Origin of the sequence: Enterobacter cloacae (assembly GCF_011078175.1) — a bacterium.
Classification (GTDB): domain Bacteria; phylum Pseudomonadota; class Gammaproteobacteria; order Enterobacterales; family Enterobacteriaceae; genus Enterobacter; species Enterobacter cloacae_Q.
Genome location: NZ_JAALCJ010000008.1, coordinates 130,610 through 142,319 on the forward strand (window position 1 = coordinate 130,610; position 11,710 = coordinate 142,319).

Annotated in this window: 11 protein-coding genes; 1 reads left to right on the forward strand and 10 read right to left on the reverse strand. The window is 56.3% G+C overall.

The annotated features are described in order from the left end of the window. The first annotated feature begins 8 nt into the window (after positions 1 to 8). A complete protein-coding gene (gene rsmI, locus G6Q29_RS17445) occupies positions 9 to 872 on the forward strand; it encodes a 16S rRNA (cytidine(1402)-2'-O)-methyltransferase (protein ID WP_045907594.1) in 864 nt (287 codons plus the stop codon). 68 nt (positions 873 to 940) lie between these two features. Here the strand turns inward: rsmI and G6Q29_RS17450 are convergent, their stop codons facing one another. From G6Q29_RS17450 to agaV, 10 genes are all read right to left on the reverse strand, one after another. Then, the gene (locus tag G6Q29_RS17450) at positions 941 to 2,830 is read right to left on the reverse strand and encodes an enterotoxin (protein WP_165466689.1); all 1,890 of its coding nucleotides are present in this window, start codon (positions 2,828 to 2,830) and stop codon (positions 941 to 943) included. Positions 2,831 to 2,846: 16 nt separating this feature from the next. Further along, complete coding sequence (locus G6Q29_RS17455; RefSeq protein WP_165466690.1) at positions 2,847 to 4,019, reverse strand: MalY/PatB family protein; 1,173 nt, start codon at positions 4,017 to 4,019, stop codon at positions 2,847 to 2,849. Positions 4,020 to 4,031: 12 nt separating this feature from the next. After that, positions 4,032 to 5,603, reverse strand: a complete 1,572-nt coding sequence (gene malX, locus G6Q29_RS17460; RefSeq protein WP_017693930.1) for a maltose/glucose-specific PTS transporter subunit IIBC — start codon at positions 5,601 to 5,603, stop codon at positions 4,032 to 4,034. A gap of 116 nt (positions 5,604 to 5,719) precedes the next feature. Continuing rightward, complete coding sequence (gene kbaY / locus G6Q29_RS17465; protein WP_165466691.1) at positions 5,720 to 6,592, reverse strand: tagatose-bisphosphate aldolase subunit KbaY; 873 nt, start codon at positions 6,590 to 6,592, stop codon at positions 5,720 to 5,722. Positions 6,593 to 6,604: 12 nt separating this feature from the next. Continuing rightward, the gene (locus G6Q29_RS17470; protein ID WP_165466692.1) at positions 6,605 to 7,750 is read right to left on the reverse strand and encodes an SIS domain-containing protein; all 1,146 of its coding nucleotides are present in this window, start codon (positions 7,748 to 7,750) and stop codon (positions 6,605 to 6,607) included. A 246-nt stretch (positions 7,751 to 7,996) separates the two neighbouring features. Beyond that, on the reverse strand, positions 7,997 to 9,130 hold the full coding sequence (gene nagA, locus G6Q29_RS17475; RefSeq protein ID WP_165466693.1) for an N-acetylglucosamine-6-phosphate deacetylase: 1,134 nt from the start codon (positions 9,128 to 9,130) through the stop codon (positions 7,997 to 7,999). After that, a complete protein-coding gene (gene agaF, locus G6Q29_RS17480; RefSeq protein ID WP_165466694.1) occupies positions 9,127 to 9,561 on the reverse strand; it encodes a PTS galactosamine/N-acetylgalactosamine transporter subunit IIA in 435 nt (144 codons plus the stop codon). The genes nagA and agaF overlap by 4 nt, the downstream gene beginning before the upstream one ends. Positions 9,562 to 9,578: 17 nt before the next feature. Continuing rightward, positions 9,579 to 10,457: a PTS N-acetylgalactosamine transporter subunit IID gene (agaE, locus tag G6Q29_RS17485; protein ID WP_017693933.1), complete on the reverse strand. Its 879-nt coding sequence runs from the start codon at positions 10,455 to 10,457 to the stop codon at positions 9,579 to 9,581. Continuing rightward, positions 10,447 to 11,226 (reverse strand): PTS N-acetylgalactosamine transporter subunit IIC, encoded by a 780-nt coding sequence (gene agaW, locus G6Q29_RS17490; RefSeq protein WP_003861730.1) that lies wholly within the window; start codon positions 11,224 to 11,226, stop codon positions 10,447 to 10,449. The genes agaE and agaW overlap by 11 nt, the downstream gene beginning before the upstream one ends. A 10-nt stretch (positions 11,227 to 11,236) precedes the next feature. Further along, the gene (gene agaV / locus G6Q29_RS17495; RefSeq protein ID WP_165466695.1) at positions 11,237 to 11,710 is read right to left on the reverse strand and encodes a PTS N-acetylgalactosamine transporter subunit IIB; all 474 of its coding nucleotides are present in this window, start codon (positions 11,708 to 11,710) and stop codon (positions 11,237 to 11,239) included.

The following is an 11,710-nucleotide window of genomic DNA, read 5'->3' on the forward strand; positions in this document are numbered from 1 at the left end:
ACGAAACAATGAAACAACACGAAACGGCAGATAATTCTCAAGGCCAGCTTTATATTGTACCTACTCCTATCGGGAATTTGTCTGATATTACCCAACGTGCTCTCACCGTTTTGCAAGCTGTTGATTTAATTGCTGCTGAAGACACCCGTCATACCGGTTTACTGCTACAACACTTTGCCATTAACGCCCGTTTGTTTGCCCTGCACGATCACAATGAGCAACAAAAAGCCGAAACGCTGGTGGCGAAGCTTAAGGAAGGGCAGAACATCGCGCTGGTCTCCGATGCGGGAACGCCGCTGATCAACGATCCGGGCTACCATCTGGTACGCACCTGCCGTGAAGCAGGCATCCGCGTGGTGCCGCTGCCGGGGCCGTGCGCGGCCATCGCGGCGTTAAGCGCTGCGGGCCTGCCGTCCGATCGTTTTTGCTACGAAGGCTTCCTGCCTGCTAAATCCAAAGGCCGTCGCGATGTGTTAAAGGATCTGGAAGCTGAACCGCGTACGTTGATCTTCTACGAATCAACCCACCGTCTGCTGGAAAGCCTGGAAGATATGGTGACCGTCTGGGGCGAAGCCCGCTATGTGGTGCTGGCGCGCGAGCTGACCAAAACGTGGGAAACCATTCACGGTGCGCCGGTTGGCGAACTGCTGGCGTGGGTGAAAGAGGATGAGAACCGCCGCAAGGGCGAAATGGTGCTGATTGTCGAAGGGCACAAAGCGCAGGAAGACGCTCTGCCTGCCGATGCGCTGCGTACGCTGGTCCTGCTACAGGCTGAACTCCCCCTGAAAAAAGCGGCGGCGCTGGCGGCGGAGATCCACGGTGTGAAGAAAAATGCGCTGTATAAATATGCGCTGGAGCAGCAGGGGGAGTAAAGACCCTGCCGCCTGTTTTGCCGGGTGGCGGCTTCGCCTTACCCGGCCTACACCGTGTCAAAGCCTCACTATTTCCCCGGCATCGCCTCAAACACCAGCGTTTCCAGCGGTTGCAGCGTAATCACCACAGCGTTTTTATACTCCTCTGGTACGGTCGAATTACTGCCGTACACGGCTTTCAGGGTAAACTGCGAACGCTCGCCTGCCGGGATCTCAAAATCTTTGGTTAAATCCAGGAAGTAACGTTGCGGCTTATCCGACGGGTTGCGTAAGCCAAAAATCGCTTTGTCTTTACTCCATGAGGCCCAGCCGTAAACCTCAAGCGAAGTTGGGTCACCGCCAATCCAGTGAGTATCCACCAGCACGCTGGCATTCTCACGCGACCATTTCGCCGCCTGCGCCAGGGTATCCCACTTCGCCTTATTCAGCATGGACGGCGTGATATATAGCTCCTGAAGCTGTGTTCCGGTTGCGAAGTAGCTCCAGACCTGATCGGCAAAATCGCTGTCTGTTTGCACTTTCTCGAGTCCATAGTAAGCGTTCTCTGCGCTGACGATCCCGTGGTACATCAGCGAGTTCAGCGGGAACAGCGGGCCTTTGCGCACGATGGATCGCCAGGTTTCGGCATCGCGGTAGGTCATCCACTGCTGCACTGGCGTGCCGGGGCCGTACAGGTTGATATCATCGCCCTGACGCCAGATTGAATCAGCATAGAACAGCCAGGACGGGCTGGCGTCGGTCCCGGTGGTCAGGTTGATAAACAGGTTCGGGTTTGCGCTGCGCATGTTGTGCAGCAGGGCAATAGACGCGTCAAAATCCGATGCAAATGGGCTGCCCTTGATATGCGAATTGGCGTTACCCATTCCGTCGAGCTTGAACGAGGTAATGTGCTCGTTTTTGATCAGCTTAATGATCCGATCGTTAAAGTTTTTAAAGTAGTTCGGCCCAGACAGCGCCAGCTTGCCGTCTACGGTTTCGAAACCATACTCTTTTGCATGCGAGACGCGAATATCGCGCGGCTTGTTGTAACCGCCCCACGGTGAAAGCCACAGGCCAACCGAGCTGTGCAGGCTGTCGGCTTTCTCCCTGACTTTGCCAAAACCGTTGCTGAATGCCGGGCCAAATAGCCAGCGTCCGGTGCGATCGTCCCAGCCATCGTCCAGCAGGAACGCGTCCAACGCTACGCCGCGCCCGGCAATAAATTCTTTATTCCATTCGTCCATCCGCCCAATGACATCCTGCTCGGAGTAAGGGGTAAAGAAGCCGATGTCCATCCAGCTGTTGTAGTGCAGGTAAGGCCTATAAGGCCGCGGGCGCACGGCATCGATAAACTGGTTTACGCTGCGGCGCAGCTGATTAGTTTCCGGGAAAGTGCCGAACCAGGTGGTAAAACTGACCGGTGTCTCAGGCAGAACTGGCGTTTTCAGCTCCACGTTGAGGTTCGTGGTGGCTTCATAAGCGTAAGTATTCACAATCGGTTTGTCTGGCAGGATGAAGAACGAGTCGGCCACGATTGGCGAGCTGTTAATCGCCCCGTCAACGTAAGGTGCCTGAGACTGCTTCTTCGTCGGGAAGAAGGTAATTTTCGCAACGTCCCGCGGCTGCCCGACGGCGGCGATGGTGTAGCCGATGCTGGCGTATTTTCCCTTCACCAGGTTCAGTTTCACCGTTACGTTAAAATCCGGATGCGTAAAGTCGATGACTATCGCATTGTCCTGCTTTTCGACGTGCTTGATTTTGAAATCAGCGGTGTGGATTTTAGTTTCATCCGGTAGCGTCAGAAAGAACAACTCCTGGGGCGTGAGCGGATGGTTAGCTTTGCTGTCCGTTACCACTACCGTTGCGTTTGCATCATCAAACGAAAGGGCAATATTGTCGTTACTGAGCGCGTAGTTCGCGGCCAGAGCGCCATGAGAAACACAGAGAGCCAGCAGCGAGAGAGTCAGCATTGTTTTCATCGGGGTAAGATCCTTATCAGTAATGCTTCAGCATTCGGTTGATGGACTGTTCCAGCCAGTAGCGCTGGGTGCCGAAGTTAATACGCAGGTAGTTTTCGCCGTTTTGTACGTAGTGGCTGCCATCTTCGATGACCACGCCAGCCTGTTTTGCGAAATGTTGGGTTAGCGCCGTCGCACTGCGATCGTCCGCACTGACGTCTATCCAGGCGAGATACGACGACTCCGGGTTCATCATTTTCCATGCAGGGAAGTGGGTCTGGATGGCATCCGCAAGGTAGCGGGCATTGCCGCGCAGATAACCATTCAGCGCGTCGAGCCATGGCAGACCTTGCTGATAGGCCAGAATAATTCCCCACACGCCGAAGATATTGGGCGAGGTAATGGAGTTCTTCTCCAGCTGCTGGCGGAAACGCTGGCGCAGCGAATCGTCTGGAATCATTGAGTAGGATGTTTTTAGCCCGCCAAGGTTGAAGGCTTTATTGGGGGAGGTCAGCACAATCAGGTTATCCTGGGCGGCACAGCCCGAAGTCAGACAACTGACGAATGTACCGTCCAGAATGTGCTCGGCGTGAACCTCATCAACCACCAGAATCGTGCCGTAGCGCTTACAGAGATCGGACACCTGACGTATCTCATCCGCGCGCCAGATTCGGCCCGAAGGGTTATGCGGCGAGCAGAAGAACCACAGTTTTGGACGGTGAGTTTTGAGCTGAACTTCAATCAGATTAAAATCCAGGTGATAGCGGTTTTCCTTCACGCTCAGCGGATTTGCAAGCACCCGCACGCCCTGTCGCTGTGTCGCCATCGCAAACGGGTCATACACCGGGGTGTTCATCATCACGCAGTCGCCGGGTTTGCAGAACGCCTGAACCGTATAGTGCAGCGTGGAAACGGTGCCGTAGGTCAGGGTGATCCATGACTTATGCACCTCAACCTGATGACGGGTGCGCTGGAAGGCGATGACCGCATCGTAGAATTCGTCGAAGCACCAGGTGTAACCGAAGGTGCCATGCTCCACGATGCGCTGGAAGCCTTCAATCACGGCGGGTGGCGAGGTGAAATCCATGTCTGCTATCCACAGCGGGATAAATCCCTCCGGGACATCACCGAAACGCGAGCACACAAACGCATGATCCCATTTACGGCATTTATCGCTTTTACGCTCAATGATTCTGTCGAAATCAAACACAACGTCCCCCTGTTAAATTAAGGCTTCAATGCCGGATTTGACGCTCTGCACCTGCGGGCCGATGATCACCTGAACGCTGTGGGCATCAAGCACCACGACTGACAAGGCGCCCGCGGCCTTCAGCGCCTGCTGGTCGATAAGCCCCATATCTTTCACCACCAGACGTAAGCGGGTGATGCAGTTGTCGAGCGACTCAATATTCTCTTTACCGCCAAGCGCGCGAAGAATAAGCCCATGATCGTATTTTGATTTTCCACGTGCCCGGGTATTGGCCTCTACCGCCTGGAGCGCACCCTGCGCGTCAACCTCACGGCCCGGCGTTTTAATATCGTGCCTGAGGATGTACCAGCGGAAGACGAAGAAGTAGATAGCAAACCAGGCAATACCCACCGGGAACAGCAGATACCATTTGGTCGACATCCCCTGCATGACGCCGAAGATCAGCAGATCCAGAATGCCGCCGTCGGTGTTGCCGATGGTGACGCCGAGCAGCGCCATCACCATCAGCGCCAGGCCAGACATAACGATATGAAACGCGTAAAGCACAGGGGCAATAAACAGGAACAGGAACTCAATCGGCTCTGAAATACCCGTGACAACTGAAACCAGCACGCCTGAAAGCAGCAGCCCTTTAATCACCGGACGGTTTTCCGGGCGCGCGGTGCGGTAGATAGCGTAAGCCACGGCAGGCAGGCCGAAGATAAAGGTCGGCATAAACCCTTGCGATAAAAATGCCGTAACGTGCGGGCTAAACGGCAGGCCGGCTTTCAGCTCGGCGTAGAAAATGTTCAGCGCACCGGCCACTTCCTGACCGTTAACCATCTCAATGCCGCCCGCCGGGGTGAAGCGCACCATTGCCAGCAGAATGTGGTGCAGGCCAAAAGGTTTGAGCAGCAGTACGCCCACGCCATACAGGAACGGCCCAAAGACGCTGGTGCTCTGGATGATATGACCAATCCCGGCAATGCCCATTGCCACATATTCCCACAGCAGGGGGATGAACAAGCCGACCAGCGACAGGGTGAGGGCGGTAACAATCGGTACAAAACGAATGCCGCTAAAGAAGGCAAACGCGTCGTGTAGCACCGTGTCCTGAAAACGTTCGTGCAGGAAGTAGGTGATCACCCCTACCACAATGCCGCCGAGCACGCCCATCTCCAGCGTTTGAATGCCAAGCACGATGGATTGTCCCACCTGTCTCATGGTGGCGGCATCCGCAAGCTGGTGGGTGGCGGTCAGGTAGTAGTTGATGCTCATGTTCATCAGCATGTAGCCAACGAATCCGGCAAAAGCGCCCACCGCTTTATTACGTCTGGCAAGGCCCATCGGGATCGCCATGGCAAACATCAGCGGCAGATAGGTAAAAGCAAAGCCGCCGACCATGGCGATAAAACCAAAGGTGAGCTGCGTTAACTCGCCGCCCAGAAAGGGAAAACTTTTGATGGTAGAAGGGCTGGTGACTGAACTACCGATACCTAACAACAACCCCATAAAGGCCAACAGCGAGACCGGGAACATAAACGTCTTTCCCAGGCTCTGGAAAAACTCCCACGCTTTCGATTTAAACGACTTTTCCTGTGTCATGTAGGGACTCCTCGGATTTTTAGGATAATGGAAGGCGCTGTCCGGCTTAAGGACGCGCCTTCATATTTGCGAGGCTTATAGTTATTTTTTAGGTACTAACGTTATGCGCGATGGGTTTAGGCTTCAGCCGGAAGCAGCAGTCGGTTCGCCGAGCCGCAGACGGTGATTTTGCTTCTGACCACCTCTTTCATGGCATCCATGCCGACGCGCATGTAGAAGCGCGGATCGTTGCCCTGTGGGTTCTCGGCAAACCAGGCTTTGACTGCGTCAGAGAAGGCGATTTTCAGCTCTGTTGCGACGTTAACTTTGCAGACGCCCAGCGCAATGGTGCGGCGAACATCCTCATCCGGAACATCGCTCGCACCGTGCAGCACCAGCGGCACTGACACTACCTCGCGGATCTCGGCCAGCCGCTGGAAGTCGATTTTTGGCCGTTTGGTATAGAGACCGTGCGCGGTACCGATGGCAACGGCGAGGCTGTCCACGCCTGTCAGTTCGACAAAGCGTTTTGCTTCCTGCGGGTCGGTCAGGAACGCGCTTTCAGCGTCGACGCTCATGTCATCTTCCACCCCACCCAGTCGGCCCAGTTCGGCCTCGACGCTACAGTCGTTGAGGTGGCAGAAATCGACGACCGATTTCACCAGCTTGACGTTTTGTTCGAAGGGGTAATGGCTACCGTCGATCATTGCGCTACGTACGCCGGCATGGACTTTGCGGCGAATGTCGTCCAGCGATTCGTGGTGATCGAGGTGTAGCGCCAGCGGCATGTCATAAGTAAGGGAATATGCGCTGCACAAGGCGTAGATCTCTTCCAGCGCAATATGTTTAAACGTCCCCGGCGTACCCGCGAGGATCACCGGCGATCGCATTTCGCTACAGACTTCGAGGATCGCCTGGATCGTCTCGGCGTTATGGATGTTAAAGGCCGGAACGGCATAGCCCTTCGCCTGTGCGTCCTGCAAAAGATATTTGGTAGAAATAATACTCATGAGCCTGTCCTCTTAAGCCTGCCACGGATGAATAACGACGCCCTGGACCACACGGTTAACCGTACCGCTGGCGGATGGCGTATCCGGCGTATTGCCAACGTGCAGAGACTGGGTCAGTGCGAAGACCTGGGCGTACATCAGGAAGCAGAACGCTTGCTCCATATCGTTAAACGCACGGGAAGGCGGCAGCAGGATATGCGGGCCAGCTTCAATGACCGGATCCGTTTCGGCTGAAATGGCTACCACGCGCATGGCCTGACGATCGCGACGCAGCTCGGCGAGCAGATCCAGATCGTACCGACGCGTGTACGGATGGCTGGAGACAAACACGACCACCAGCGTTTCGTTGTCCACCAGCGACTTAGGCCCGTGACGGAAACCCGTTGGCGAATCGTAGAATGCCGCCAGCTTGCCGGCGGTCAGCTCCAGCACCTTCAGCGCAGACTCCCGTGCGGCGCCCTGTAATCCGCCGCTGCCCAGATAAACAATGCGTTTCCACGGTTCGTTACCAAAGACGCCGGGACTGAAATCGCCAAGCGATGTGAGGATCGCCTGACAGCGATCGGACACGTCGCGGAACGTTTTGCTGTTGATCGTTTCCGGAGCGAATACCGCCAGGCAGCTCGCCATCATGGTGGTGATGCTGCTTGTCATCGCGAACCCGCGATCGTGCGTTTCGGCTGGCATGAGCAGAGCGCAGGCGTTATCGCTGTCGACGGCATTCTGATACAGGCTGCCCGCTTCATTACAGGTGATCGACAGGTGGTAGCACTCCGGTACAAACTGATTCGCCAGCTCAACGGCGGCGACGCTCTCCGGGCTATTGCCAGAACGGGCGAAAGAGACCAGCAGCAGCGGGTGCGCAGGGCTGAAATAATCCATCGGATTCGTGACCAGATCGGTCGTAGGTATCGCGGTGATGTTTTTCCCCGTGTGGCTGGCAAGCCATGGCGCAATGATGTCGCCGATAAAAGCGGACGTGCCCGCGCCGGTCAGAACGATTCGCAGATCGGGCTTGCGCAACAGTGGCGTCAGAAAACTGTCGATCGACGCGCGCAGTTTCTCAATATTGTTGAGCGAGCGAAGCCAGCTGGCTGGCTGCTGGCGGATCTCTTTTTCGGTCCAGGTGCCGGTGGTGGCGGTAGTGGTTTGTGGCATAACTCAGTCCTTAGTCGTGTGAATTCCACATCAGACGCTGGCAAACGTGTCGCTATCTTTCGTTTCGTTTCACTTGTTCACTTTAGCAGTTAAATAAAATCTATAGAAAAGAAATCGAAAGTTCAATGGCGAAAAAGAAATAAAACGAAAAGTGTGATCGCGAAAGGAAAGGTGAAACTTAAGGAAAGGAAAAGAAAGGCCTTACGATCGTTTTCCGTAAGGCCGAAAGGAGACACTCTGAAAGGGCTACAGGGAAAGAGTCTGGCCCTGGATCCAGATCTGCCGAAGGTGTAAACCCGCATCCAGCGCAATAATATTGGCGCGTTTGCCAGGTGCTAACGATCCCAGCAGGTGATCCATACCGAGCAGACGGGCGGGATGCAGCGAGGCCATATGGATAGCGTTTTCTGAAGCAATCCCCGTATGCTCCACCATATTTCGCACGGTGGCATCCAGGGCGAGCGTGCTGCCCGCCAGCCCGCCTGAGGCCGTGCGGACAACGCCGCCCTGCATCTCGACATTTTCACCACACAACGTATAGCGCCCATCAGGCATACCCGCCGCCTGCATGGCATCGGTAATCAGCACCGTACGATCCTTCGCGCAGCAACAGCACAGCCGCATGGCTCCAGGATGAACGTGATGCCCGTCGGCAATAAGCTCCAGCCACGCGCGTGGGTCCGTAAGGCCAGCGCCAACCATCCCTGGCTCCCGGTGGTGTAACCCCGTCATGCCGTTGTAGCAGTGCACCAGCCCGGCTGCGCCTGCATCAAATGCGGCAAGGGTTTGCGCGTAGGTAGCGGCGCTGTGGCCCAGCATGACGCGTATCCCTTTTTGCTTGAGGTGAAGGATCGCCTTCAGGGCATCCATTTTTTCCGGAGCAAGCGCCACGACCCGCAGCGTGTTCTGCGAAACCGCAATCAGCTCATTAAGTTCAGCGAGATCCAGTTCGCGAAACAGTTCTGGCGGGTGCGCCCCTTTGTTCTGCGGCGTAAAGTACGGGCCTTCCAGATAGCTGCCCAGAATCTGCGCGCCGGGGCCACCGGCATGACAGCGTCGGGCAATGCGCCGTAACGCGCCATGGATCGCCTCAAGCGGAGCGGTGACGGTAGTAGGCAGAAACGCCCCCACGCCTTCACGCGCTTTGTGCATGGCTAGCCGGTCCAGCACGTCGGGCGCATCATCCATCACATCCACACCCGCGCCGCCATGGACGTGGATATCAATGTATGCCGGGCAAAGCAGGTCTGCCTCACGGACGTTAACCCCTGCCGGAATCGGCTCAATGGCGGTGATGACGCCTCTGTCCATACGCAGCTGATGGTCATCCAGCCAGCCCTGCCCGGTCAGCAGACGACGCGCGCGCAGCAGCTGGCTCATATCCCTTCCTCGGCGGGCGCTTCCTCGCGACAGCGTGCAAGTTCATCCACCAGGCTGGTCAGGCCGCGATGGCCGCACTCCAGCGCCTGCAAACGAAAGGCTTCACTGCTTAACCCGTCGCGCTCCAGAACCATCTCCAGCAAAAGCTGGAGGTTGGTGCCGGCGATCACTTCGCTGCCGGGGCGCTGCATCGCGAGGGTAGAGGCCACACGAAACGGCGTACCGCCGAGAAGATCGGTGAGAAACACGATATCGTGCTCTGCGTCCAGTTCAGTCACTGCCTGCTCAAGCTGCGCGGTCAGCCGCGCAGTGGTGGAGCTTTCCGGAAAATCGATGGCGATAAACTGCGGCTGTTCGCCGAGGATTTGCTTCATCGCCTGTTCCAGCCCGCTGGCAAAACCGCCATGACCCGTCAAAATAATGCCTAACATCGCAACCTCTTTGCTTTTTACAGGAAGTGACAGAATTTACCGACAACGCCCAGCACTACGGTGATTCCAATCAGGCGCAGCGGGCTCCAGCCACGGCGTACCAGCCAGAACATGGTCAGGGTGTAGACCAGCGGCAAAAAGGCGGGCATCAGCTTGTCGATCACATCGGTTTGCAGTTTGACGACTGCATCCCCGGCTTTAATCTCGAGGGTGGTATTCAGGCGCACATAGGTTGCCACCAGCGCACCAATCACTGTCATCCCGACAATGGACGCAGCATGGCCAACTTTTTTGGTGTTGGCTTTGATCAGCGGGATCGCGGCGACACCCATTCGGTACGCATAGTGCGCCAGGCCAAAACGCAGGCCGAGGTGTACCACGTTAAACAGCACGATAAAGACCACCGCGCCAAGAATGGATCCCTGTAGCGCCAGGCTCGCACCAATACCCCCGCAAATGGGTAGCAGAGTCAGCCAGAACATGGCGTCACCAATGCCTCCGAGCGGTGCGCCGACGGCAATTTTCGTGCTCTGGATGCTGTTCACATCCTGCTTGGAACGCTCCATTGCCAGAATAATGCCGATGACGAAGGTCACCAGGAACGGGTGGGTGTTAAAGAAGCCCATATGGCCTTTCATGGCGCGCGCCAGGTCCCGCTTATTGGTGTGGATCTTTTTCAGCGCGGGCAGTAACCCGTACAGCCAGCCGGAGGCCTGCATACGCTCGTAGTTAAACGAGGCCTGTAGCAGCATGGAACGCCAGGCGACACGGTTAATATCCTTTTTCGTTAGCTCAGCGCCAATACTTTGGTCTTCGTAGACGTTTTCATTCACGCCGGTCAGCAGTGTTTCTTCACTTTCAGACACGCCCGGCAGGGTGGTGTGATTAGATGCCATCTTCAAATTCCTCTTTCTGGGCCGCAGGCGCCGTGGGTTCAGGCGATTTGCGCAGCAGGTCGATCAGCGCCATCGCCAGCGCAGCCGCGGCAATCGCCAGCACCGGGAGTTTCAGCCAGGCCGCGGCGACAAAGCCGATAATGAAGTAAGGGATGTAAACGTTTTTCATCATGATCTTCAGCAGTACGGCGAAGCCGATCGCTGGCATAATGCCGCCCGCGACGCCGAGACCGTCGATCAGACGTTCCGGCAGCACGTCAATGGCGGTTTTCGCGTGTTCGGCCCCAAAGTAGATGGGCAGAAACGCGCACAGGAAGTAGAAGACGCCGAGCGCCAGCAGCGCCAGATAGTTGACCCGTTCAATACCACGGGTGTCTGCGTTAGCCGCCATGCGATCGCAGCGGGACATCACGCCGGACATCACCGAGAAGAGGAAAGTGATCCCCATCTGAACCGCCACGGCAAACGGCACGGCGACCCCAACGGCGACATCCGGCTTCACGCCTGTGGTAATAGCAAATGTGGTGCCAACGATGGTGCCGATAATCACGTTTGGCGGCTGCGCGCCCGCCAGCGGCGCGAGACCCATCCAGACCAGTTCTAACGTACCGCCGGTCAGAATTCCGGTGTGCAGATCGCCCAGAATCAGGCCAACCAGTGGCCCGAGTACCACCGGGCGGTGCATGTGTGTTAAGCCGTTAAACATATCCAGGCCCGCTATAAAGGCGAGAAGCCCCAGCGCGAAAGCCTGCAACAGACTGATTTCCATTGTGAATCCCTCAGAGCAGTTTAAAGAGATCCAAAGCAGTCTCTGTTGGAACGCCCTGAACGAAGCATTCCACTCCGGCCGCCTTCAGGCCGTTAAACGCGGCGATATCGCTCGCGTCCACAGATACCGTTTTGGCAATTTGCTGTTTGCCACTGGCGTAATGCATATTTCCGACGTTGATACGGGTGATGGGCACGCCGCCCTCGACCAGCGTTAAAAAATCAGCCGGTGATTTACAGACCAGCAGAATCTTCTGGCGGTCAGCGGCGCGATGAATGTTGTCGATCACCTTTTGCAGGGACCAGAAACGCACGGCGATGCCTTCCGCAAGCACCATCTCCATCAGGTTCTGCTGAACCGGATCGTCTGCAACCTCGTCATTTGCCACCAGCACCAGGTTCGCCCCCGCAAACCCCACCCACTGTACGCCCACCTGTCCGTGGATCAGGCGTTCATCAATGCGGCATAAGACAATGTTTGGCAT

Bases quoted from the DNA above. Each gene is read 5' to 3' on its own strand.
- rsmI (WP_045907594.1), top strand. From the start codon at position 9: ATGAAACAACACGAAACGGCAGATAATTCTCAAGGCCAGCTTTATATT.
- kbaY (WP_165466691.1), bottom strand. From the start codon at position 6,592: ATGAGTATTATTTCTACCAAATATCTTTTGCAGGACGCACAGGCGAAG.
- nagA (WP_165466693.1), bottom strand. From the start codon at position 9,130: ATGAGCCAGCTGCTGCGCGCGCGTCGTCTGCTGACCGGGCAGGGCTGG.
- agaF (WP_165466694.1), bottom strand. From the start codon at position 9,561: ATGTTAGGCATTATTTTGACGGGTCATGGCGGTTTTGCCAGCGGGCTG.
- agaE (WP_017693933.1), bottom strand. From the start codon at position 10,457: ATGGCATCTAATCACACCACCCTGCCGGGCGTGTCTGAAAGTGAAGAA.
- agaW (WP_003861730.1), bottom strand. From the start codon at position 11,226: ATGGAAATCAGTCTGTTGCAGGCTTTCGCGCTGGGGCTTCTCGCCTTT.
- G6Q29_RS17470 (WP_165466692.1), bottom strand. From the start codon at position 7,750: ATGCCACAAACCACTACCGCCACCACCGGCACCTGGACCGAAAAAGAG.
- G6Q29_RS17450 (WP_165466689.1), bottom strand. From the start codon at position 2,830: ATGAAAACAATGCTGACTCTCTCGCTGCTGGCTCTCTGTGTTTCTCAT.
- agaV (WP_165466695.1), bottom strand. From the start codon at position 11,710: ATGCCAAACATTGTCTTATGCCGCATTGATGAACGCCTGATCCACGGA.
- malX (WP_017693930.1), bottom strand. From the start codon at position 5,603: ATGACACAGGAAAAGTCGTTTAAATCGAAAGCGTGGGAGTTTTTCCAG.